This is a genomic window from Winogradskyella eximia, assembly GCF_003386165.1.
GTDB classification, from domain to species: Bacteria; Bacteroidota; Bacteroidia; order Flavobacteriales; family Flavobacteriaceae; genus Winogradskyella; species Winogradskyella eximia.
Window position 1 is genome coordinate 108,043 of sequence record NZ_QRDV01000006.1, and the last position, 23,180, is coordinate 131,222.

Sequence of the window (23,180 nt, forward strand, 5' to 3'; positions counted from 1 at the left end):
TACGAAAATAGTAATTTCAATATAATTTTAACATTTTTTTTTGATTTATTCCTCGTACATGTCTGCTATATACGTTTAGATTAGTGATTTGGACTTTTTTAGATGATTTTTTTTCTATTTTCCATTACTTTTAAATTTATATTAATCAAGTCATGCATTTACAATAGCTTAGCCTTATGAATCTAGAATCGAATTTTAAGAATTTATTTTTTTTAATCACCATTTGCTTTTCAATTTTAAGCTTTTCGCAAAACAATAGAAATGAACGAAAAATTATAAGCGCTGTAGATAAATTTAACGAAAGCGCAATTAGCCTACTTAAAAAAGCGGTTAATATTAATAGTGGTACTATGAATTTTGAAGGTGTGCAAAAAGTAGGATCCCTTTTTCAAAAAGAACTTGATAAACTCGGTTTTAAAACAGAATTGACAAATGGTGACGCTTATGGAAGAGCTGGACATTTAATAGCTACAAGAAAAGGTAAAAAGGGTCCGAAATTTTTAATGATAGGTCATTTAGATACGGTTTTTGAATTAGATAGTCCGTTGCAAGAATACACCATGCAAAATGATTCTATAATGAAAGGCCCTGGAGTTGCAGACATGAAAGGTGGAGACGTGATTATTATTTTAGCCATGCAAGCGTTAAGCGAAGCAGGACTTTTAGACGATATGTCTATAGAAATTATTATGACTGGTGATGAGGAAAAAAGTGGTAAGCCTTTAGAATTATCAAAGAAGGATTTAATTGATGCTGCAAAACGAGCAGACATTGCCTTAGGTTTTGAAAATGGTGATAATAATCCAAAAACAGTAGTGGTTTCAAGAAGAGGATCTACAGATTGGAAACTAAAAGTCTCTGGAAATCCTGCGCATTCATCACAAATATTTACTGAAACAGTTGGTGCAGGTGCTATTTATGAAACATCCAGAATTTTAAATGAATTCTATATTCAGCTGTCAAAAGAAAAAGATTTAACTTTTAATCCTGGGTTTATTATTGGAGGCACTACTTTAAATCCAGATGATAACGGAACTGGTGGTTCTGCATTTGGAAAGACTAATGTTGTATCACAAGCCACTATAGTTAGAGGAGATTTGAGAGCTGTATCTTTAGAGCAATTAAAAAAAGCGAAGGAAACTATGGTTAAAATTGTGTCAGAAAATTTTCCTAATACCAAAGCGGAATTACATTTTTCCCCAGGAGGCTATCCACCTTTGTCTTTAACCGAAGGAAATACAAAATTGTTAGGCTATTTTAATACTGTAAGTGAAGATTTAGGATTTGGATCTGTAACAGCCGTAAACCCTAGAAATGCTGGTGCGGCAGATATTTCATTTACCTCAGAGTATGTAGATATGGCAATTGATGGTTTAGGTCTAACAGGAGGAGGTGGAGATCATACCATTAATGAATCAGGTAATTTGAATACTGTTGCTATGCAAGCCAAAATAACGGCTGTTTTATTGTACAGATTGGTGAATTCAAAATTGTAACATTCAAAAAAATATGAAGAAAATTACGTTTTTCTGTTTACTAAGCTTACAAATTTGTTTTGCTCAGAATTATACAGAATATCATACAGGAAGTTCAACTAATATAACAACTAACCATCAACCTGGAGTTTGTTTAATGGGAGGATCAACGGAGCAAGAGGATGCCATGATTTGGTTTTTAAACAAAGCAGATGGTGGAGATATTGTAGTACTCAGAGCATCTGGAAGTGATGGTTATAACGATTATTTTTATTCGCAATTAGGTGTAAATATTAATTCTGTAACCACTTTTGTTATTCATAATGAAACCGGAGCATTAGACCCTTACGTACTTCAAAAAGTAGCAGATGCTGAAGCGATTTGGTTTGCTGGTGGAGATCAGTATAATTATGTTAGTTACTTTAAGGATAATGCTATGGAAGATGCATTAAACAATTTTGTAAATACAAAACAAGGTGTTATTGGAGGTACTAGCGCAGGATTAGCAATTTTGGGAGGTTCATATTTTTCGGCTCAAAACGGCACAGTAACTAATGCAGAGGCTTTAAGTAATCCTTATCATTCAAGAATGACTTTAGGGTATAATGATTTTTTGAATATTCCCTATTTAAATAATGTGATAACAGATTCGCATTACGATGATCCAGATCGTAGAGCAAGGCATAGTGTATTTTTAGCCAGAATTGCAACAGATAATTCTACAAGGTCCTTTGGCATAGCATGCAATGAATACACAGCAGTTTGTGTGGAGCCAAACGGTAAAGCATATGTTTACGGTGAATATCCGGCTTATGATGAGTTCGCTTATTTCTTACAAGCCAATTGTACTGCTGATTTTAATCCTGAAACTTGTATTTCGGGAGTGCCTTTAACTTGGGATAGAAATAATGAAGCTATAAAAGTGTATAAAGTACCAGGAACGGAAAGTGGAGTCAATTATTTCGATTTATCTGATTGGGAAACAGGTAGTGGAGGAGAATGGAGAGATTGGTCTATCGATAATGGCGTATTTACGTCAGTTGTTGGTAGTAATCCACAATGTTTTTTATCTGTTTCAGAATTTGAAATGGCCAATATTAAAGTGCATCCGAATCCGTTTGTAGAAACTATTCAAATAGAATCTGATGTTGTATTAAACTCACTTGAACTCATAGATATTTTAGGAAATACGATGCCTGTAAAATTACAATCTGATAACACGGTTAATTTGGTATCATTAAGTTCTGGAATTTATTTTTTAAAGCTTAAAAGTGATTCAGTGACTCAAGTATTGAGGCTAATAAAAAAATAGTAAGGTTAGTTTGAATTTATTTGATTAAAAAAATGGACTTATTTAATACATCTACAAATGCTAATCTTTTACCGTTTGATGGTGAAGTTAATTATTATGGTTCAATAATGTCTTTAGCGAAAGCACAAGATTACTATGAGAAACTACTTCAACATATTCATTGGGAAAACGATAAAGCCATTATTTTTGGAAAGTTAATTATCACAAAGCGAAAAGTAGCTTGGTATGGTGACAAGCCCTTTGATTATACTTATTCTAAAACTACAAAATCTGCTTTACCATGGATTAAAGAGCTTTTAGAACTTAAAGAAATGGTAGAACAGAAAACGGGAGAAACATTTAATTCATGCTTGCTCAATTTATACCATAGTGGAGAAGAAGGCATGGCTTGGCATAGTGATGGTGAAAAGGATTTAAAAAAGAATGGCGCTATTGCTTCATTAAGTTTTGGAGCTGAACGTAAATTTTCGTTTAAGCATAAGCACACAAAGCAGAGTGTTTTTGTTCATTTAGAAAAAGGAAGTTTACTTGTGATGAAAGGAGCAACGCAAACCAATTGGTTACATCGTTTACCACCAACTAAAAAAGTAAAAACACAAAGAATTAATTTAACGTTTAGAACTATAGAATCTTAATTGAGATCATTAAATTAAGATTCTAAATAATCCATAATTTTAAGAACAGCACCAGTATTTGAATCTATAAAGGATTTAGTAATCTCACCTTGCTTTTTTCTTAATACATTATCTGTAATCAATGCATTTAAAGTTGAGTTAAATGCAGTAGAACTCGCTAAAGTTGTAACACCTCCCAAATCTATTAGCATTTTAGCTTCTGGAAATTTGTTGTAATTCTGACCAATTAGAATAGGAATTCCAAATACGGCCGGTTCTAGTATGTTATGCAAACCTGTTGAGCCAGCTCCTCCTCCAACATAAGCAATATCAGCATAACTATATACTTTACTCAAATAACCAATAGTATCTAAGATAAAGACATTGTAATCAGCTAAATTTTCATTCTGGTTTAATTCCGAAAAACAAGTCGTTTTTACTTTCAATTGCGATTTTAAGGATGAAATATAACTAGGTTTTATATTATGAGGAGCAATGACAAATTTTACGTTAGAATTTTTAGAGTTATTGATAAAATCGAGATATAACTTATCATCATCTGGCCAGGTACTTCCGAAGACCATACACAATTGATTTGCTTTAAAGGTTTCAATGAATGAAACGGTGTTATCAACTTTTAATTGATTTGAAACCCGATCAAAACGTGTGTCTCCAGAAACGGAAACGGAATTATAATGAATGTTTTTTAGTAGTAATTTTGAGTTTTCGTCTTGTGTGAAAATATGATTGAATCCAAATAAAGCAGATGTCATATAACTGCCATACCATTTAAAAAATGCCTGATCTTTTCTAAAAACAGCTGAAATTAAAATAGCGTTTAATCCACGTTTTTTTATTTCATGTAAAAAATTGGGCCAAATTTCATATTTCACTAAGAGAATATAATCTGGATGCACAAGATCTAGGAATCGTTTAGCATTGGTATTAGTGTCTAATGGAAGATAAACCACCACATCTGCAATTTTTGCATTTTTTCTTACCTCATATCCTGAAGGTGAAAAGAAAGATAAGACAACTTTATGGTTAGGGTGTTTTGCTTTTAAAGCTTCAAAAACAGGCAGCCCTTGCTCATACTCACCAAGAGACGCACAATGAAACCATAGGGTTTTATCTTGCGGATTAATAGCCTTTTTGAGTATAGAAAAGGTGTTTTTTCTGCCAACAATTCCTTGTTTCAATTTAGAATTGAATAAGCCTAGGGCTTTTAAAACAAAACTGGCAATATAAATTCCTATAGAATAGAGTCCTTTCAAAAAACAAAGATTTGTGCTAAAATACATTTCTTTCATTTAATTGCGTTGCCATAGCGCTTACAATTTCGTATTTTCGCTTAGAGCTTTTTGCTTTTTTATTTATATCCTAAAAATGTAGTCTTCAGAATGAAAAAAATACAAATGGTTGACCTTCAGAGTCAATACGCAAAAATAAAAGACGTTGTAGATCCTTCAATAGCAGAGGTAATGGAAAGTGCAGCGTACATCAATGGTCCTAAAGTACATCAGTTTCAGAAAAATCTTGAAAACTACCTAGGAGTTAAGCACGTTATACCTTGTGCAAATGGTACAGATGCATTGCAAATCGCAATGATGGGTTTAGGTTTAAAACCAGGCGATGAGGTAATTACAGCAGATTTTACATTTGCGGCAACTGTAGAGGTTATTGCATTATTGCAATTAACGCCTGTTTTAGTTGATGTAGATCCTGTAACATTTAATATAGATGTGGAAGCGATTAAAAAAGCGATAACACCTAAAACAAAGGCGATTGTGCCAGTGCATTTATTTGGTTTGCCAGCAGATATGGATGCTATAATGGATTTAGCTAAAGCACATAATTTATATGTTATAGAAGATAATGCACAAGGTATTGGAGCCGATTATACACATCGTGATGGTTCTAAAACCAAAACAGGTGCTATTGGTCACGTAGCTTCAACATCATTTTTTCCTTCTAAAAATCTAGGTTGTTATGGAGATGGTGGAGCTATTTTTACTAATGATGATGATTTAGCACACAAGATTAGAGGTATTGTAAATCATGGTATGTACGAGCGTTATCATCATGATGTTGTTGGAGTAAATTCGAGATTAGATTCTATTCAAGCAGCAGTGTTAGATGCAAAATTACCACATTTAGATACTTATAATGCCGCTAGACGCGATGCTGCAAGACGCTATAATGCTGCATTTAAAAATCACCCAAACATTACTATTCCTTCTGGTAGAGATGAGTGTAATGGTATTTGTGATACTTGTGATTGCCATGTGTTTCATCAATATACTTTGAACTTAAAAGGTGTAGATAGAGATGCTTTAGTGTCGCATTTACAAGAAAAAAATATTCCTTGTGGTGTCTATTATCCAATTCCTTTACATAGACAAAAAGCGTATTTAGATGAGCGTTATAACGAAGCCGATTTTACAGTAACCAATGCGTTAGTGAAATCTGTTATTTCGCTTCCTATGCATACTGAGCTAGATGATGAACAAATTGAATTTATTACTAGCACAGTACTTAATTTTATAAATAGCAATTCTTAAAATGAAAATATTAGTTACAGGAGGTCTAGGTTTTATTGGGTCACATACCGTAGTAGAATTACAAAATAAAGGTTTTGAAGTTGTAATTATAGATAATTTGTCTAATTCTTCAATTGAAGTTTTAGATGGTATCACAGCCATTACAAATAAAAAGCCACATTTTGAAAAGCTAGACTTAAAGGTAAAACCAGATGTTCAAGATTTTTTTAAACGCCATAATGACATTGTAGGTGTGATTCATTTTGCAGCTAGTAAAGCGGTTGGAGAAAGTGTAGCCGAACCCTTAATGTATTATGAAAATAATATCACTACCTTGATTTATATGCTTCAGGGATTAAGTGGATTAAGCAAAAAGAATTTTATTTTTAGCTCATCTTGTACGGTTTATGGACAAGCGGATGAATTACCAATTACAGAAAATGCAACAGTTAAACCTGCAGAATCTCCATATGGTAACACCAAACAAATTGGTGAAGAAATAATAAGAGACACTTGTAAGGTTAATGGAGATATAAATGCTATTGCTTTACGTTATTTTAATCCTGTTGGATCGCATCCTTCAGCTGAAATTGGTGAATTGCCAATTGGAGTGCCACAAAATTTAGTGCCTTTTATTACTCAGACAGGTATAGGAATGCGAGAGCAACTTTCTGTGTTTGGCGGAGATTACCCAACGTCAGATGGTACTTGTGTAAGAGATTATATTCATGTAGTTGATTTGGCAAAAGCACATGTAGTGGCTTTACAGCGTTTAATAGAAAGTAAAAACGACTCTAATTATGAGTTTTTTAATCTTGGAACAGGAACAGGAAGTACTGTTTTAGAAGCAATTCAATCTTTTGAACGTGTCTCTGGTAAAACTTTAAACTATAAAATTGTAGATAGACGAGAAGGTGATATTACTGCTGCATATGCAGAAACTTCTAAAGCTAATAATGTGTTGGGTTGGAAAACACAACTCACCTTAGACGATGCAATGGATTCTGCCTGGAAATGGGAACAGAAAATTAGAAATAAATAAACCAAATAGAGATGAAATCATTACTCAGAATTTTAGTACTACTATGTGCTTTGTCACTAACAGCGCAAAATACGTATTTGCATTGCGGAAAAATAATAGATACTAAATCTGGGAAAATACTTAATGAAAAAACAATAGTTATTTCAGGAGATAAGATTATTTCAGTTGAAAATGGCTATGTAGATCCAACTAACTCTGAAGATACTGCAGTTGATTTAAAATCTAAAACTGTAATGCCAGGTTTAATAGATATGCATGTGCATATTGAAGGAGAAACCAATCCTAAATCTTATTTAGAAGAGTATACTTTAAATGATGCAGATGTTGCCTTTAACTCTGTAAACTACGCTAAAGTTACATTAATGAGTGGATTTACAACAGTTAGAGACTTGGGAGGTTCTGGCGTAAATGTATCTTTAAAAAACGCTATAAACGCTGGTAAAATTGTAGGGCCAAGAATTTTTACAGCTGAAAAAGCTTTAGCAACAACAGGTGGTCATGCAGATCCTACCAATGGTTATAAAAGAAGTATTATGGGCAATCCTGGTCCAAAGGAAGGCGTTGTTAATGGAGTAGAGGATGCTAAAAAAGCAGTTAGACAACGTTATAAAAATGGAGCTGATTTAATTAAAATCACAGCAACAGGAGGTGTTTTGAGTATGGCTAAAAGTGGCCAAAATCCACAATTTACTGTCGAAGAAATTAAAGCTATTTGTGAAACAGCAAAAGATTATGGTTTTCATGTGGCTGCACATGCACATGGAGATGAAGGCATGCAACGTGCCATTTTAGGAGGTGTAAAAACAATAGAGCATGGTACGTTAATGAGTGCAGAGACCATGGAATTAATGAAAAAACACGATGTTTATTTAGTACCAACCATAACTGCTGGTAAGTTTGTTTCAGACAAGGCAAAGATTTCTGGTTATTATCCAGATATTATTGTACCAAAAGCATTAGACATTGGACCTAAAATCCAAGGCATGTTTGGTAGAGCTTATAAAGCAGGTGTAGGTATTGCGTTTGGTACTGATGCGGCTGTTTTTTATCATGGAGATAATGGAAAGGAATTTGGTTATATGGTTGAAGCAGGAATGCCTGCAATGGAAACCATTCAAAGTGCCACAATTACAAATGCCATGTTATTAAAAATGGAAAATGAAATTGGACAAATAAAATCAGGTTATACCGCAGATATTATTGCTGTAAATGATAATCCCATAACAACCATTTCTACCATGGAAAACGTTGTTTTTGTAATGAAAAATGGAGTAATTTATAAGAAATAGCTCATTTTTACCAATAATTCAATTATCGTATATGTAATTCGGAGTTAAAGCTACTGCGAATATGCTAATTGTTTTAATGTCTGATTTTCAATATGATAATATCAAAAGGTGTTAACCCTGTTTTAACATCGTTTCCTTGGAGTTGGTCATCTATCTTCGTTGCTTTGCATTGAATGATAATTGAACAATATGAAATTGATAAGTATTAAAAGAGAGACCAAAACCGAAGGTCGCTTCACAAAAAAAATGGGTGTATTACTAACAGATGTTACCTATATTAAAAAACAATTTTTAAGTATTCCTTACAAAACGCTTCATAAATATCGTGAAACATATTATGGTGAAGTGAAAGATTGTGACGATTGCCAATTGGCTCGTTAAGCAGAAATTTCTTCTTTTTTCTTGCTGTTAAAAATACCACTGAATAGTAACATTACCATTCCTATGGTTACAGAAAGATCAGCAATATTAAAGATTCCTGTTTTAAACACACCACCTAAGTTAATAAAGAAAAAGTCAGTGACTTGACCAAAAGCAATGCGGTCAAAGACATTGGCTATACCTCCTCCTGCAATACAGCAAAAGGCAATAAGGCTTAGTCTATCTAACTCTTTAGTTTTTATAATGTAGTATATAACATAACCTAAAACAAGAGTTGGTAATATCAGTAAGAAAATTAATCTTAAAGTAGGATCCATGTCACTACCCATACCTAAAAAGGCACCTTTGTTTTCAACCCAAATTAATTGAAAATAGTCACCAATAACGTTAACTTCTTCTCTAAAAGTTAAAGTATTACGTACTATAACTTTAGATATTTGGTCAATAGCGATATTAAATATAATAAGAAGCGTAATAAATAGGTTTCTATTCAAAATACCAAGGTTTAGACGTTAGTTTCAAATGTAGCAGAAGTTGTCTCTGCTTCTCTGTTTATTTTTTTTACCAAGCCTTGAAGAACTTTTCCAGGACCAACTTCTGTAAAATGAGAAGCACCATCAGCTATCATTTGTTGCACAGATTGTGTCCAACGAACAGGAGCGGTTAATTGAGAAATTAAATTTGCTTTTATTTCGTTTTCATCTGTAATAGCAGAAGCTGTTACGTTTTGATATATTGGGCAATTAGGTTTGCTAAATGTTGTGTTTTCAATAGCTGCAGCTAATTCTTCGCGAGCTGGTTCCATTAATGGAGAATGAAAAGCTCCACCAACAGGTAAAACTAAAGCACGTCTTGCACCAGCATCTTTTAATGCTTCACAAGCTCTATTAATAGCATCTACTTCTCCCGATATCACTAACTGTCCTGGGCAATTGTAATTTGCAGCAACGACTACACCTTCAGTAGTAGCGCAAATTTTTTCAACGATGTCATCTTCTAAGCCTAAAACAGCAGCCATGGTACTAGGTTGTAATTCACAAGCTTTTTGCATCGCTTGTGCACGTTGTGATACTAGTCTAAGTCCATCTTCAAAAGTTAAAGCTCCTGCTGCAACTAAGGCAGAGAATTCTCCGAGAGAGTGACCAGCTACCATATCTGGTTTAAAAGTATCACCTAAAGTTTTTGCTAAAATTACAGAATGTAAAAAGATAGCAGGTTGCGTTACTTTTGTTTCTTTTAAATCTTCAGCAGAACCTTCAAACATAATGTCTGTAATATGAAAGCCTAAAATATTATTGGCTTTTTCAAAAAGTTCTTGTGCTAAAGGTGAATTTTCGTAAAGGTCTAATCCCATTCCTGAGAATTGAGCACCTTGACCTGGAAATATATATGCGTTCATTTGTGTTTCAATTTAAGATGCAAAAATAGGAATAATATCTTGAAATAGAATCAAGATTGCGTTGCTGTTAGAAACAGGAATATAGACTGTTTTAATAGTACTAAAATTTTGAATAAAGTTAGTTATACAACTATTGCATTAAGTATTGTTGAAATCAACTTGATTAGAATACTCGTTTAGTCTTACTTTAAACACAAGCAGCTTCCGCACAACGCTCTCCATCCATCGCAGCAGATACAATGCCACCTGCGTAACCGCCTCCTTCACCACATGGAAATAAGTTGGTAATCTCAGGGTGTTCTAAAGTTTCAGTTCTTGGAATACTAACAGGCGATGAGGTTCTAGATTCTACACCAATAACGTTAGCTTCTGCTGTGTAATAGCCTTTCATCTTTTCACCAAAAGCTTTAAAGCCTTTACGTAGTGAGCCACCAATTATTTTTGGTAATAAAGAATGCAATGGTGCTGATTTTAAACCAGGCTGATAAGAGGTTTCATTTAAACTTGAAGATAATTTTCCTTCTACAAAATCCGTCAGTCTTTGAGCAGGAGCAGATTGTCTACGTCCTCCAGCAGTAAAGGCTAAACGTTCCAAGTCTTTTTGATATTCTAAGGCTTTTAAAGGGCCGAAATGTTCGTATTTGTAAAGATCTTTATCAGCATTAATTTCTGTGACAATACCTGAATTGGCAAATTTATTATTTCGTTTGGAAGGTGACATGCCGTTTACAACAACTTCACCATTGGCTGTGGCTGCAGGAACTATAAATCCACCAGGACACATACAAAATGAATACACACCTCTGTCATTAACTTGTTGTACTAAACTATATGAAGCTGCTGGGAGTAACTCGTCGCGTTGCTCACCTTTACAATGGTACTGAATGCCATCAATGATGTCTTGCGGATGCTCTACACGCACTCCCATGGCAAATGATTTTGCTTCTAACTTTATCTTCTTATCATTTAACAAATAGAAAATATCTCTTGCGGAATGACCAGTTGCTAAAATGACTTTTTCTACGTCAATTTCTTTTTCATTTTGAAGTTGAATCGCCACAATTTTATTGTTCTTAATCGTGAAATCAGTCACACGCGTTTCAAAATGAACTTCGCCACCAAACTTGATGATATTCTCTCTTATATTTTGAACAACTTTAGGTAATTTATTAGTTCCAATATGTGGATGTGCATCAACTAAAATTTGATCTGTTGCTCCGTGATATACTAAGTTTTCAAAGATTCTTCTAACATCTCCACGTTTTAAACTTCTGGTGTACAATTTACCATCAGAATACGTACCAGCACCACCTTCACCAAAACAGTAATTAGAATCTTCGTTTACAAAATGATCTTGGTTAATGGCTTTTAAATCACGTCGACGGTCTTGTACATTTTTACCGCGTTCTAAAACAATAGGCTTAAAACCAAGTTCTATACAACGCAATGCTGCATACATACCTGCTGGGCCAAAACCTATAATATGAATGGGTTTTGCGTTAGAAACATCTTTATAATCAAAATGATAATCTGAAGTTTCTGGTACAGGTTCATTAATGTAAATTTCTACTTTATAGTTGAACATGATATTTCGCTTACGTGCATCAATCGATTTTCTAAGAATTTTCATTCCCGAAATTTCAGAAGTTTTCATTCCCAAATCATAGGCAGCTTTATTAAGCAAACCATCGGGTTGTCTTTCTTGGTGTAAATTAATGCGTAATTGTAAGGCTTTTATCATATTGCAAAATTAAAGAAAAGAAATGTTATCAAAATTTTTAAATAGTAATAAGTTCTAACGTTAGCGTTTCTATATAAACAAAAAAAACCACGCTAAGGAACGTGGTTTTATTTTTATCTTAGTTATAGTTGTGTACTAAGATTTTGTTTTAGGTTGATCTCTATTCATTTCTGTAATGTCGATTTCTGTTGCTTCTACTCCTAGTAAATGTTTACTAAAGTGATCGGCACGTAACCAAAAAGAATACTCAGTCATGTTTCCAAAACTATGACGTTGACCTGGCATAAGCATAAAATCGAAACGCTTGTTTGCTTTTATTAACTCGTTTGCCATTCTAATAGTGCCACCAGGATGTACATTGTTATCAACATCTCCAGTAATCAACATTAAGTTTCCTTTTAGATTTTTTGCTAAAGATTGGTTATTGTCAATTAAGTATTTGTATTTCACATTACCATCATCATCCATTTCTTCTTGCACACCATGATGCGTTTCACTCCACCAACTGTTATAGATGTTATTGTCATGGTTTCCGGCAGAAGAGACTGCAGCTTTAAAGAAATCTGGGTAGACTAACATGGCTGCTGTAGACATAAAGCCACCACCAGAATGACCATAAATTCCAACTTTATTAATGTCAATGAAATCATGCTTGTCGGCAAGTTGTTCTGCAACATGTCTTTTATCAGCTAAACCATAATCTCTAAGATTACCATAACCATAATTGTGGTACCATTTAGAACGGTCTGGATGTCCACCACGATTTCCCATAGTGACTACAATAAATCCAACTTGTGCCATACGGTCTAAACGATCCATTCTTACAGAAAACGATTTGTTTACAGCTTCGGTTTGTGGTCCAGGATATACATATTCTAGTAAAGGGTATTTTTTAGTCTCATCAAAATCGTAAGGCTTATACATTACTCCGTAAATGTCTGTAATACCATCATCTGCTTTCATTTTAAACGTTTCTGGAAATTGATAACCTGTAGCCATTAATTGTGATAGATCGGCTTCTTCTAAACTCATAATAAGTTTTCCGGTATGAGATCTTAGTTCTGATTTAGGTACGGTATTCACTCTAGAATAATTATTTACAAAATAAGCATTTGAGTCCGCCATGCTAGTATTTGTGTTGTAATCACCAGCATTTAAGGCTTGTAATCCAGAGCCATTTAAATTAATTTTATAAAGGTGTTCGTAATACGGATCTTGGTCTTGTGGAATACCATGAGCTGTAAAATAAAGAGTTCTACTTTTATCATCAACTCCTATAGCGCGCTCTACATGATAAGAGCCTGAGGTCACTTCATTTTTTAAGTTTCCTTCAGTATCATACAAATAATAGTGTGCCCAACCCGAACGTTCTGCCCAATGTAGCATTTCAGTTTCGTTATTTAGTAATACTAACGGACGTGACTCTATATAGGTGTTGAAGCGTTCTTCAATTAAAACTTTTGTTTCTCCGGTATTAATATCAGCCACACAGATATCTAGTTTTTTACGATCTCTACTAATTGTGCTATAATAGATTTTACCTTTTTTAGATAAAAGTAATGAAGGTGAAAAATCATCATCGTAATTCGATTTTAATCTTGGCGCACGATACACTTGAATACTCTGTTGTTTAACAGTATCTAATTGGACTTTTATATTACTTTTTGAAGGTATATCGAAGACATGGAGTTCTGTTTTATAATACTCATCTTCACCAGGCATGTGGTATTTGTAAGTTTCTAAAGTAGGACGTTTGTTAGATGTTGTATTAATAACCCACAAATCGTTGATATGTCTAGAATCCGTTCTTTGGAATACAAACTTTTTAGAGTCGTGAGACCAAATACCACGAACATATTTACGTTTGTCTTTATTCTTTAATTTGGTTTCATTGTTTTCACCACGGCTACTTCCTCCAAAATCATAATTTTCTTCTCCATCAGTAGTCCATTTGTTTTCAACTATTGTAGAATCTTTTTCGTTCTTAACCGCTTTAAGGAAATTTTCTTTATCCATCCAATACAAATTGTAATGTTTAGAAAATAACACTACAGAACTGTCTGGCGCAATGTTTGCCCATTTTTTCCATTCTTCTTTTTTCTTCTTTTTATTATCTAATACGGTTAAGCCATTACTTCCAAGTCGGTATTCAAAATGATATACTTTGTTGACTTTTTTAGCCTTTTTAGAATTGCCTTTTTTCTTTGTTTTGGTAGAGTCGGTGTCTTTGCCGTCTTCAATATCTTCATCTTCATCGTCATCATCTTTTGCTTCGTCCACTTTTTCAGTAGACGTCACATAGAAACGTATTGCTGTATCATTTTTTACAAACTCAAAGTTGAATTTTGGTAAATGTTTAGCATCATAAGGATCTTTTGTAATTTCAGTAAGCCATTTTGCCATTTTTTCATTGTCAAAAAGCACTTTTTTACTGCGTTTGTCTGCATCTACAATATAGTATTTAGAACCCTCAGTTGTTTTATATTGGTACCAAAACCGATTTCCGTTTTTTAACCAATGTGGATTTACAGACGTTGAGTGCACTAGCTTTCCTAAATTTGTTGGAGAAAATTTAGCTGCCGCTCTGTAGTTGGGTATTGGTGTAAGATTTTCTTTTACGCTATTTTGTGCATTAACTAAACTAAAGGATAAGCTTAATAGGAGTAGAAATGTTAATTTTTGCATGCGTTGTGTGTGGGTTTAGGTTGGGTTGGTTTCTTGATCTGACCAAAATACTAGGAATATTACAAAATTGGTAAATATTTAACATTAGCCTAACGAATTAATCGTGCTATTGCTTTTGTTGTAAAGTGATTTTAGTATCTTGAAAAATATAAAAAGTTAAGATAATTGAGCTGGTTTAAAAAAGATCCATTACAAATTATTACGTTTCAGAGTTATGGGACGGATTCACATTTTTACGCTAGAGGTAGAGCTCTAGAAGATGAGTCTATTGATTTAGAAGATCAGCATATTTGGCATCTTATTGTAAATACATGGAAACGTTTTGAAACCGACGAAATAAAACATGTAGGTTTAGATGTAAAATTACCAAACAATAAAATTCTAAAAGTTACAACTGACGAGAATGGTTATTTTATTGCTGAAGATATTATTGGGAATTTAAGAGATCTAACTAATGAGGAAGGTTGGTTGCCTTTTGAATTATCTTATAATGACGTCAATATTAAACGTACTATACAGAATAAAAATAGATTTCCGGGGGAGCTTTTAATCCCATCTAATAAAGCAGATTTTTGTGTTGCAAGTGATATTGATGATACTATATTACACACGGGAGTTGTTTCTATCTTAAAATGGAAAGTAATTTATAATTCCATTTTTAAGCATGCCAAAAATAGAATTCCTTTAGAGGGTTCTGCCGATTTTTATCACAAACTACATCGTGGTGTTTCTGGTAATAATGCTAATCCTATTTTTTATGTGAGTCATAGTCCTTGGAATCTTTACCGTTATCTAGAGCTTTTTTTAAGACAAAATAATTTTCCTAAAGGTCCCATTCTCTTGCGAAGTCTTAGTAATCTACTTCGTAAAAAACCACAAGATGAAAAGCCTCAAAAGCAAAAGGAAATTATGAATCTTTTAAAAACATATCCTCATTTGCCTTTTATTTTAATTGGTGATAGTGGAGAACACGATCCTGATATTTATATCGAGATTGCTGAAGAATTTCCAAATAGAATTTTAGCAATTTACTTGCGTAGTGTAAAACATAAGAAGAAAATGCTGCGAGTAAAAGGTATTGTAGATAGTTACAAAACTACACCAATGTTATTGGTAGAAAATAGTCAGCAAGCCATTGAGCATGCCAGAAAAAGTGGATTCATCGCTTAAGAATGTTATCTACACGTTTTTTGTTATACTGCTGCAATAACGTAGGATAGAGATTGAAAATAATATTAAAACCCAACAGCAACAGTGCATATGTGTATTGGCCATTTCCTATTTTTATAAAAATGAACACAAGAATAAATAGAAAACCAATTAGGTGGCCTATTTCCGCATAAACCATTTCGCTTCTAATAGACTCCAAGTCTTTGCGAGACATTCCTTTTTTAAACTTTAATTTTTGATTAAATACCTTAAAGAAACTATTTTTAATGATCCAGCCAAAGATGCTTAAGCCAAGAATCTTGTTTGTAAAATCATTTTTAATAAAGGAGAAGTGAGAAAGGTTTTTGTAAAATGTTCTCTGTTTTATAGCATTGTTAATCAGTAATCCAATAGTCCAAGATACAAATGTGAGTACTATAGCATTTAAAAAATAAACTAAAATAATCACTTAAAATAAGCCATTAATCTCAGCATCAATTCTATTAATAATATCACCTAAATCTTCAGGATTAGCCACAAAATCAAGATTATCTACATCAATAATTAATAAGTTACCCTTATCGTATTTAGAGATCCAAGCTTCGTAACGTTCGTTTAATCGGCTTAAATAATCGATACTAATGGTGTTTTCATAATCACGACCTCTTTTATGAATTTGAGCGACTAAATTAGGAATAGAACTACGTAAATAAATTAATAAGTCTGGACCTTTTACAAAAGACTCCATAAGCTCAAATAACGACGAATAGTTCTCAAAATCACGATTGGTCATTAAGCCCATGGCGTGAAGGTTAGGTGCAAAAATATGTGCATCTTCGTAAATGGTTCTGTCTTGAATGATATCTTTTCCGCTGTCGTGGATTTGGTTGACTTGGCGAAATCTACTGTTTAAGAAATAGACTTGTAGATTAAAGCTCCAGCGTTCCATCTGATTGTAAAAATCATCTAAATACGGATTGTCAACCACATCTTCTAATTGTGCTTCCCATTTAAAGTGTTTAGCAAGTAATTTTGTGAGTGTAGTTTTTCCAGCTCCTATATTTCCAGCAACAGCAACATGCATAATCTATTCTATTTTTAATTGGTAATAACGTAGTAAATTTTCGTCGTAAATATACACCGTTTCGTTGGTTACCAAAAACTGTTTTATTAACATTTTTGGAAGTTGAATAGGTTGAATTTTAGTATCATTTTTTTCTAAGATAAATAATGATGTCTCTTTTTTTAATACTAAATGTGCTTCGTTAAATGCTAAACTTTCGTAACCTATATTTTTTATTTTATGAATTAAACTTCCAAAATAACTATATACAAACAGATAATTTTGGGTCAGTAAATAACAATAATTATAGTCGCTCTTTAAATCTAATACTTCAGATTGAACAGGAACCGTTTTAAGTTTTAGTTTTTTTGTTTTGTAATCGTACAATTCTAGGTATTGAAAATCTGCGTTAAAGATCCAAATGGTATTATCATAACCAGAAGATACAAAGGACACATTTTTATAAGGTTGTGTAGTATTAAAGTCGATTTTTGAAATCTCAGCCAAACGATTATCTAAAATCACAACGGTATTAAAATCTTTATAAAAAAGATTAATTTTTAACGGATTAAATGTATTTGCAGAAGTTATTTCTCCCAGTTGGAAATTAGAATAAGTAATTATGGTATCCTTTGTTTTTTTGAAAAATGAATTGTTTTCAGTAGCATAATATAATGTGTCAAAATTATCAATGCCATAAAGGGCTTTCGCTTTTATTTTTAAAGAGTCTGTTAAAGTCGCTTTGATTTGTTGTTCTGTTTTCACTTGAGTAAAGCAGAAGCAACTAAAAAATAAAACAAATAATAAGACTACCTTTTGCATGTTTGTGTGAGAATAAGCTTGAAAAATACGAAAATAAGATCAGTTTTTTCAGAAAGAATCGGTAGGTTTTGCTGTAACTGTGTAAAGCGAGAGTGAAATTTAGCGGGTATTTAAATTGATGACAGATTTTTAATCCGTCAGTTTGTACCCAAACCCACGCACATTTATAATTTGAATGCTATCATCTTTTTTTAGTTTTTTGCGAAGTTTGGTAATAAATACATCCATACTTCTAGCAGAGAAAAAATCATCTGTTCCCCAAAGTTTATTCAAAATTAAAGAGCGATCTAAAACTTGGTTTTTGTTTTTTATGAGGTGAAATAATAAATGTGCTTCTCTATGAGTTAGTGGTGTACCGTCTTCATTTTTATACTTTAATTGTTGCTTAGGGAAATCGAAACTAAATGCACCGATCATTATCGTTTCTGATGCTTTTTGAGTCTTCGTCCTATCCACCAAATTATGAACTCTAACAATGAGTTCTTCCATGCTAAATGGTTTTTTAAGGTAATCGTTACCTCCAATAGAAAAACCTTCAACCACATCTGCTGTTTGCGATTTTGCTGTTAAAAATATAATAGGAATAGTTTCATCAATTGCTCTAATTTCTTTGGCTAGTGTAAAACCATCTTTCTTTGGCATCATAACATCCAATACTAAAATTTCAGGAGATTCTGATTCGTATTTCTTTAATGCGACTTCACCATTTTCACAAAGTGTAACTTCAAAATCTCTAGTTTCTAAACTTTCTTTGATAATTTGTCCTAAAGCGGCTTCATCTTCAGCCAATAAGAGTTTAATTTTATTAGCCATTTGGAAGTGTGATTTTAAAGGTTGTTGAATTTTTATTTAGTTCTAAGTTGATTGAGCCATTATGCTTTTCAATAATGGTTTTGGTGTAGTATAAGCCAATGCCAAAACCTTTTACATCATGTGTATTCCCTTTTGGAACGCGATAGAATTGTTCGAAAATCTGGTCTTTATTTGCCTTAGTTAAGCTGCTTCCGTTGTCTGAAATTAGAATGTCAAAATTATTGTTCTTAGTCAATAAGTCAATGGTTATAATATCTCCACCATATTTTACAGCATTATCTAACACATTATTTAATGCGTTTTCTATATGAAAAATATCAGCATTAATAACCATACTTTCAAGCTGCATATTGTTATTGAATGTTTTATCTGGAAATTGCATTTTATATCTATTAATTAAGGCTTCAAGTAATGTGATAAGTTCAAATTTTTCTTTGTTCAGTTCTAAACTGTCACTATCTAAGGTTGCGGTTTCTAATAGCTTCTCGACCATAACATTCAACTTTCCTAATTGCTCCGAAGACATGTTGAGGTATTTTTTAGTTTTGGCTTTATCGTCAATAGCATTAAAATTGCTAATACTTTCTAATGCTGCACTAATGGTGGCAATTGGGGTTTTAAACTCGTGAGTAATATTACTGATAAGGTCATTTTTAACTTCGGCGAGTTGCTTTTGGTGTTTAATGATTTTTAACAGATAGAATAGACAACTTATTATGGCTAAAACTAAGAGGGTTGAAATTAAGATGCCTCCGATCATGCGATATAAAATAGCTTTTGTTGTATTGGTAAATAAAATGGTTAAAAAGGTACTTTTTGGAAGGAATCTAGATTTTGTGTCTGTTTGCAAATAATCATCAGACATATGGTTAGGGTCAAATTCTGGTAAGGATCCGTTTACCCTAAAAAAATCAACGTCACGTTCGATGTCTTTATAATCTAAATAAAAGTCGACATTAATGCTTTTGCGTTCTAACTCTTTAGCTATTAATTCTTCCACAGCCTTAACATCGAGTGTGTCATTTTTTATCGAAATCATCACTTTAGAGGTGAGAAATTCGGCGTTTTTTAAATTGACATCTTTATTGTTATTTTTTAGACTATCTATTTTTAATTTGAATTGCTCTGCTGATAAGGGGTTATGTTTTTTATCATATGCATTTGACATTGAATCTGCTTTAAATCCTCTAAACACAGTTATGCCTTCAATAGTATTTTTGTCTAATGAATCAAGGTTTGTAAACTCATTTTTAGATTCATCAATGGTTTTAAAAAAATTTTCCAGCTCACCACCTTCTTCGAAAGCATTTTTTTGTTGGTCGCCTTCAAGAATAACACCAATAGTGGTACGCTCTGCTAAAGCTGCATAATAATCATCAACCGCTTTATCTAAGCTTATTTGCACGTCGTTTATCAGCTGCTGCTTATTGGTTTGATAGTTTTTGTAGTTCCAATAGAATTGTATACCAATGGTAGCTATAATTACAGCTACGATAGTATATAATATCCATTTGTATCTATTGTCATTCATATTTCAAATGTATAACGTAAAAATTTATAATCAACGCTCTGTTAACAGACGTTAACACTCGTTAACTTAAAAGACTGAATAGTGTTCTGATATTTGTAAGGTATTAATTATAAAACCATATTAAAATGAAAAATGTACTTACTTTTTTAATAGTCTTAATAACTATTAGTGGATTTAGTCAAACAAATGATGTAACTAAAAACAATCAAGAAAATACAAAAATGGACTATAACAGTCTCGACTTTGTTATTACAGTCAATTCATTAAAAGAACTAGAGTCTGAATTAAACATTAAAGAATTGGAAGACATATTTGAAGACTCAAAAGAGTTTAAGAACGTCTCTTTTAAATTGGTTTGTAAAGCTATTGGATATACAGAAGACAATAAGAAATCAGTGTCTTTTAAAATTGAAAGCAATACAGATGATAAAACCTTTTTATTAAGTCGAATTCAGAAACTTAAAGACTTAGGTGTTAATTATTACACAAACAATAATTAAAAATCAATAAGATGACAACAATAATAAGAATTATGATTATTGCGTTTATGGTAGTCCTATCTACTGTTAACGCACAAGATTTTCAAGGAGTGGCGACTTACAAAACACATCGCGATTTTGATATTAAAATGGATAGCACCAAAATGAATGATGCTATGCAGAAGCAAATGATGGAAATGATGAAGAAGCAATTCCAAAAAACCTATACATTAACTTTTGATAAGTCTTCATCTCTATATCAGCAAGAAGCGGAATTAGATAAGCCACAAGTTGGTGGTGGTTTTCAGATGTCTTTTGGGAATAGTGAATCTGATGTGTTTTATAAAAATATAAAAGACAAAAATTATGTTGATCAAAAGGAAACGATGGGAAAAAAATTCCTTATTAAAGATTCTATTTCGCCCATAGTATGGAAATTAGAATCTGATACGAAACATATTGGTGAGTACATGTGTTTTAAAGCGACTTATACCAAGGAGGTGCCTAAAAATAAGTTCGACTTTAAGAGCAATTCAAATGTAGATGAAGAGAATGAAGAGGAAGAGGAACCCGAAATGATAGAACGTACTATTACGGCTTGGTATACACCTCAGATTCCGGTGAGTAATGGACCAGCAAAATACCAAGGGCTTCCTGGTCTAATTTTAGAAATACATGATGGAAAACTCACTATTATTTGTAGTAGAATTGTAATTAACCCAGAGGAAAAAGTTGACATTGAAGTACCAGAGAAAGGTAAAGAGGTTACTCAAAAAGAGTATAATGATATAATGGATAAAAAAAGTAAAGAAATGATGGAGAGGTATGCTCCTAGAAAAGGTAGTAAAAGTGGTGAAGGTATTTTTATAAGTATTGGAGGATAATGATCTTATTTGTTTATAGTCAAAAGGTTAGTTGATTTTAAATTTGATAGATGTACTGTTAATTTTGTGGTAAATCGAAATAATTTGTTTAACATATCAATATATTTGTTAAACAAATAATTTAACTCAGTTTATTATGAAATCAATTTTACTAAAGTTCAGTGTAATCTTTCTTGTGATACTTTTATCTAGTGGTTTTACACCAAAGAAAAATAAAAGTGTTCAAGATTTTCAAGGTAAAGCTTATTATTTTTCAAAAGCTAAGATGGATTTAGGAACTTGGGGAGCGAGGTTAAATGAAGGTCAGAAAAAGGAAGTCGAAGCTCGATTAAAAAATCGATTGCAAAAAAATTATGTTCTAACTTTTAATAAAGAAGAATCGTTTTTTGAAGAAGAAGATCAATTAGATGCTATGTCTGGAGCAACGGATTCTTGGGGAAAAAACTTTACACCTGGTCATCAGTATAAAAACGTAAAAACAAATTCTCAGGTCCAAAACCAAGAGTTCTACGGAAAGAATTTTTTAGTAAAAGACAGCTTACAACCTATTGTATGGGTCATGGGAAAAGAAACGAAAGAAATAGGGAATTATACCTGTTTTAAAGCTACTGCTTCAATACCTACTAATGAGCTTACATGGTATAATTTTTCTTGGAACAGACTAAATGAGACCGCAGATGATAGTACAAAAGACGATATTGCTATGACAATTGTTGAGGCTTGGTATACTCCACAAATTCCGGTAGGTCATGGTCCTTTAGAATATTGGGGACTTCCTGGATTGATTTTAGAGGTGAGTGCTGGCAATACAACTATGCTATGTTCTAAGATTATTATCAACCCTAAAGAGCAAGTTGAGATTAAAGCACCTGAAAAGGGGAAAATAGTATCAAAGCAAGAATATCAACAAATCATCAGCAAGAAAATGATAGAGTTTAGAGATAATAGAAGCGGACGGAGACGCGGTTAAATCTCTTAACACAAGTTTAACAAACCTAAACTTAACTTTTCTTCATTTTTGAAGTCTTATTGCAGAGAGATTAACCAAATTCGTTATTGAATTAAACTAGAATATTAAAAATGAAGAAATTATCACTTAAGATTACATTACTATTAACTGTGTTTTTTGCAGGTTCTAGTTTGTTTGCTCAAGATTTTCAAGGAAAAGCTTATTACATGTCTAAAACTACAATGGATTTAGATCAATTTGGAGGGCAAGACATGAGCGCGGAACGAAAAAAGCAAATAATGGAGCGTATGAAGAGTTTCTTAGAAAAGGAATATACGCTTACCTTCAATAAATCTGAATCTATTTATAAAGAAGAAGAAAAATTGGAAGCTCCTGGTAGTGGAGGCAGAAGAGGTTTTGGATCTAGTTTAACTGGTGGACCAAAATATAAAAACGTTCAAACCAAAGAAATGATTCAGGATCAAGAATTTTTTGGAAAACAATTTTTAGTTAAGGACGAATTAAAAAATATTGAATGGAAGATGGGTACTGAAACTAAAAAAATTGGTCAGTATACTTGTTTCCAGGCTACTGCAACAATAGAGCGAACCGGAATTGATTTTCAGAGTTTTAGAGGTCCAAGAGGAAGAGATCAAAAAAAAGAAGGAGAAAAAGGTAAGGATTCTACTAATTCTAATGAGTCTAAAGCACCAAAAACCATAGATGTTGTGGCTTGGTATACTCCTCAAATTCCGGTAAACCAAGGTCCAGATAATTATTGGGGTTTACCAGGTTTAATTTTAGAGGTTAATGCAGATCGTACTACTATACTTTGTACAAAAATTGTATTAAACCCAACGGAAAAGGAAAGTATTGATAAGCCTAAAAAAGGAGAAGAGGTTACTCAAGCAGAATACACAGAAATTACGACTAAAAAGATGGAAGAAATGCGCGAAATGTACGGAGGTCGTAACGGCAGAGGCGGAGGACGCGGTAGAAACTAAGCATAAAA

The 23,180-nt window shown here is 32.8% G+C and carries 22 protein-coding genes; 12 read left to right on the top strand and 10 right to left on the bottom strand.

Going from position 1 to position 23,180, the window contains the following annotated elements:
• Positions 1 to 176 precede the first annotated feature (176 nt).
• The 3 genes from DFQ10_RS13015 to DFQ10_RS13025 are packed head-to-tail and all read left to right on the top strand — an operon-like array spanning position 177 to position 3,422.
• Complete coding sequence (locus tag DFQ10_RS13015; protein ID WP_115817871.1) at positions 177 to 1,496, top strand: M20/M25/M40 family metallo-hydrolase; 1,320 nt, start codon at positions 177 to 179, stop codon at positions 1,494 to 1,496.
• A gap of 13 nt (positions 1,497 to 1,509) precedes the next feature.
• On the top strand, positions 1,510 to 2,787 hold the full coding sequence (locus DFQ10_RS13020) for a T9SS type A sorting domain-containing protein (protein WP_115817872.1): 1,278 nt from the start codon (positions 1,510 to 1,512) through the stop codon (positions 2,785 to 2,787).
• Between the two features lie 32 nt (positions 2,788 to 2,819).
• Complete coding sequence (locus DFQ10_RS13025; RefSeq protein WP_115817873.1) at positions 2,820 to 3,422, top strand: alpha-ketoglutarate-dependent dioxygenase AlkB family protein; 603 nt, start codon at positions 2,820 to 2,822, stop codon at positions 3,420 to 3,422.
• Between the two features lie 14 nt (positions 3,423 to 3,436).
• Here DFQ10_RS13025 and DFQ10_RS13030 read toward each other — a convergent pair whose 3' ends face one another.
• Positions 3,437 to 4,675, bottom strand: a complete 1,239-nt coding sequence (locus DFQ10_RS13030; RefSeq protein ID WP_181897637.1) for a 3-deoxy-D-manno-octulosonic acid transferase — start codon at positions 4,673 to 4,675, stop codon at positions 3,437 to 3,439.
• Between the two features lie 126 nt (positions 4,676 to 4,801).
• Here DFQ10_RS13030 and DFQ10_RS13035 point away from each other — a divergent pair, with 126 nt between their 5' ends.
• The 4 genes from DFQ10_RS13035 (at position 4,802) to DFQ10_RS13050 (ending at position 8,653) form a co-directional block, all read left to right on the top strand.
• Positions 4,802 to 5,962 carry a DegT/DnrJ/EryC1/StrS family aminotransferase gene (locus DFQ10_RS13035; RefSeq protein WP_115817874.1) on the top strand — a complete coding sequence of 387 codons (1,161 nt, stop codon included), beginning with the start codon at positions 4,802 to 4,804 and terminating at the stop codon, positions 5,960 to 5,962.
• 1 nt (position 5,963) lies between these two features.
• A complete protein-coding gene (gene galE / locus DFQ10_RS13040; RefSeq protein ID WP_115817875.1) occupies positions 5,964 to 6,983 on the top strand; it encodes a UDP-glucose 4-epimerase GalE in 1,020 nt (339 codons plus the stop codon).
• A gap of 11 nt (positions 6,984 to 6,994) precedes the next feature.
• A complete protein-coding gene (locus DFQ10_RS13045) occupies positions 6,995 to 8,272 on the top strand; it encodes a metal-dependent hydrolase family protein (protein WP_115817876.1) in 1,278 nt (425 codons plus the stop codon).
• A 189-nt stretch (positions 8,273 to 8,461) separates the two neighbouring features.
• Entirely contained in the window at positions 8,462 to 8,653 is a 192-nt protein-coding gene (locus tag DFQ10_RS13050) for a hypothetical protein (protein ID WP_115817877.1), read from the top strand.
• Here the strand turns inward: DFQ10_RS13050 and lspA are convergent.
• The 4 genes from lspA to DFQ10_RS13070 form a co-directional block, all read right to left on the bottom strand.
• Positions 8,650 to 9,147 carry a signal peptidase II gene (gene lspA / locus DFQ10_RS13055; RefSeq protein WP_115817878.1) on the bottom strand — a complete coding sequence of 166 codons (498 nt, stop codon included), beginning with the start codon at positions 9,145 to 9,147 and terminating at the stop codon, positions 8,650 to 8,652. The genes DFQ10_RS13050 and lspA overlap by 4 nt on opposite strands.
• A gap of 11 nt (positions 9,148 to 9,158) precedes the next feature.
• On the bottom strand, positions 9,159 to 10,052 hold the full coding sequence (fabD, locus tag DFQ10_RS13060) for an ACP S-malonyltransferase (RefSeq protein WP_115817879.1): 894 nt from the start codon (positions 10,050 to 10,052) through the stop codon (positions 9,159 to 9,161).
• Between the two features lie 187 nt (positions 10,053 to 10,239).
• Complete coding sequence (locus tag DFQ10_RS13065) at positions 10,240 to 11,793, bottom strand: NAD(P)/FAD-dependent oxidoreductase (RefSeq protein ID WP_115817880.1); 1,554 nt, start codon at positions 11,791 to 11,793, stop codon at positions 10,240 to 10,242.
• 135 nt (positions 11,794 to 11,928) lie between these two features.
• A complete protein-coding gene (locus tag DFQ10_RS13070) occupies positions 11,929 to 14,478 on the bottom strand; it encodes a S9 family peptidase (protein ID WP_115817881.1) in 2,550 nt (849 codons plus the stop codon).
• Positions 14,479 to 14,643: 165 nt separating this feature from the next.
• On the opposite strand from DFQ10_RS13070, the gene DFQ10_RS13075 reads away from it, so the two are divergent.
• A complete protein-coding gene (locus DFQ10_RS13075; RefSeq protein ID WP_115817882.1) occupies positions 14,644 to 15,648 on the top strand; it encodes an App1 family protein in 1,005 nt (334 codons plus the stop codon).
• On the opposite strand, the gene DFQ10_RS18795 is transcribed toward DFQ10_RS13075, so the two are convergent.
• The 5 genes from DFQ10_RS18795 to DFQ10_RS13100 form a co-directional block, all read right to left on the bottom strand.
• Positions 15,638 to 16,096: a glycosyl-4,4'-diaponeurosporenoate acyltransferase CrtO family protein gene (locus DFQ10_RS18795; RefSeq protein ID WP_115817883.1), complete on the bottom strand. Its 459-nt coding sequence runs from the start codon at positions 16,094 to 16,096 to the stop codon at positions 15,638 to 15,640. The two genes, DFQ10_RS13075 and DFQ10_RS18795, sit on opposite strands and share 11 nt — an antisense overlap.
• Entirely contained in the window at positions 16,097 to 16,711 is a 615-nt protein-coding gene (locus tag DFQ10_RS13085; protein WP_115817884.1) for a deoxynucleoside kinase, read from the bottom strand. It lies immediately after the preceding gene.
• Between the two features lie 3 nt (positions 16,712 to 16,714).
• Positions 16,715 to 17,455 carry a hypothetical protein gene (locus tag DFQ10_RS13090; RefSeq protein WP_245940707.1) on the bottom strand — a complete coding sequence of 247 codons (741 nt, stop codon included), beginning with the start codon at positions 17,453 to 17,455 and terminating at the stop codon, positions 16,715 to 16,717.
• 186 nt (positions 17,456 to 17,641) lie between these two features.
• Positions 17,642 to 18,325, bottom strand: a complete 684-nt coding sequence (locus DFQ10_RS13095; RefSeq protein WP_115817886.1) for a response regulator transcription factor — start codon at positions 18,323 to 18,325, stop codon at positions 17,642 to 17,644.
• The gene (locus DFQ10_RS13100) at positions 18,318 to 19,856 is read right to left on the bottom strand and encodes a sensor histidine kinase (RefSeq protein WP_115817887.1); all 1,539 of its coding nucleotides are present in this window, start codon (positions 19,854 to 19,856) and stop codon (positions 18,318 to 18,320) included. The genes DFQ10_RS13095 and DFQ10_RS13100 overlap by 8 nt, the downstream gene beginning before the upstream one ends.
• Positions 19,857 to 19,981: 125 nt before the next feature.
• Between DFQ10_RS13100 and DFQ10_RS13105 the strand changes: the two genes are divergently transcribed.
• From DFQ10_RS13105 to DFQ10_RS13120, 4 genes are all read left to right on the top strand, one after another.
• Positions 19,982 to 20,356: a hypothetical protein gene (locus DFQ10_RS13105; protein ID WP_115817888.1), complete on the top strand. Its 375-nt coding sequence runs from the start codon at positions 19,982 to 19,984 to the stop codon at positions 20,354 to 20,356.
• Positions 20,357 to 20,367: 11 nt separating this feature from the next.
• Entirely contained in the window at positions 20,368 to 21,219 is an 852-nt protein-coding gene (locus DFQ10_RS13110; RefSeq protein ID WP_115817889.1) for a GLPGLI family protein, read from the top strand.
• A gap of 136 nt (positions 21,220 to 21,355) precedes the next feature.
• Positions 21,356 to 22,189, top strand: a complete 834-nt coding sequence (locus DFQ10_RS13115) for a GLPGLI family protein (protein WP_115817890.1) — start codon at positions 21,356 to 21,358, stop codon at positions 22,187 to 22,189.
• A 110-nt stretch (positions 22,190 to 22,299) separates the two neighbouring features.
• Positions 22,300 to 23,172 carry a GLPGLI family protein gene (locus DFQ10_RS13120; protein ID WP_115817891.1) on the top strand — a complete coding sequence of 291 codons (873 nt, stop codon included), beginning with the start codon at positions 22,300 to 22,302 and terminating at the stop codon, positions 23,170 to 23,172.
• The last annotated feature ends 8 nt before the right edge of the window (positions 23,173 to 23,180 follow it).

Coding starts and splice junctions, on each gene's coding strand:
- DFQ10_RS13110 (WP_115817889.1), top strand. CDS start 20,368: ATGACAACAATAATAAGAATTATGATTATTGCGTTTATGGTAGTCCTA.
- DFQ10_RS13100 (WP_115817887.1), bottom strand. CDS start 19,856: ATGAATGACAATAGATACAAATGGATATTATATACTATCGTAGCTGTA.
- DFQ10_RS13025 (WP_115817873.1), top strand. CDS start 2,820: ATGGACTTATTTAATACATCTACAAATGCTAATCTTTTACCGTTTGAT.
- DFQ10_RS13050 (WP_115817877.1), top strand. CDS start 8,462: ATGAAATTGATAAGTATTAAAAGAGAGACCAAAACCGAAGGTCGCTTC.
- DFQ10_RS13020 (WP_115817872.1), top strand. CDS start 1,510: ATGAAGAAAATTACGTTTTTCTGTTTACTAAGCTTACAAATTTGTTTT.
- DFQ10_RS13085 (WP_115817884.1), bottom strand. CDS start 16,711: ATGCATGTTGCTGTTGCTGGAAATATAGGAGCTGGAAAAACTACACTC.
- DFQ10_RS13095 (WP_115817886.1), bottom strand. CDS start 18,325: ATGGCTAATAAAATTAAACTCTTATTGGCTGAAGATGAAGCCGCTTTA.
- galE (WP_115817875.1), top strand. CDS start 5,964: ATGAAAATATTAGTTACAGGAGGTCTAGGTTTTATTGGGTCACATACC.
- DFQ10_RS13105 (WP_115817888.1), top strand. CDS start 19,982: ATGAAAAATGTACTTACTTTTTTAATAGTCTTAATAACTATTAGTGGA.
- DFQ10_RS13045 (WP_115817876.1), top strand. CDS start 6,995: ATGAAATCATTACTCAGAATTTTAGTACTACTATGTGCTTTGTCACTA.
- DFQ10_RS13120 (WP_115817891.1), top strand. CDS start 22,300: ATGAAGAAATTATCACTTAAGATTACATTACTATTAACTGTGTTTTTT.
- DFQ10_RS13115 (WP_115817890.1), top strand. CDS start 21,356: ATGAAATCAATTTTACTAAAGTTCAGTGTAATCTTTCTTGTGATACTT.
- DFQ10_RS13070 (WP_115817881.1), bottom strand. CDS start 14,478: ATGCAAAAATTAACATTTCTACTCCTATTAAGCTTATCCTTTAGTTTA.
- DFQ10_RS13015 (WP_115817871.1), top strand. CDS start 177: ATGAATCTAGAATCGAATTTTAAGAATTTATTTTTTTTAATCACCATT.
- DFQ10_RS13065 (WP_115817880.1), bottom strand. CDS start 11,793: ATGATAAAAGCCTTACAATTACGCATTAATTTACACCAAGAAAGACAA.
- fabD (WP_115817879.1), bottom strand. CDS start 10,052: ATGAACGCATATATATTTCCAGGTCAAGGTGCTCAATTCTCAGGAATG.
- DFQ10_RS13035 (WP_115817874.1), top strand. CDS start 4,802: ATGAAAAAAATACAAATGGTTGACCTTCAGAGTCAATACGCAAAAATA.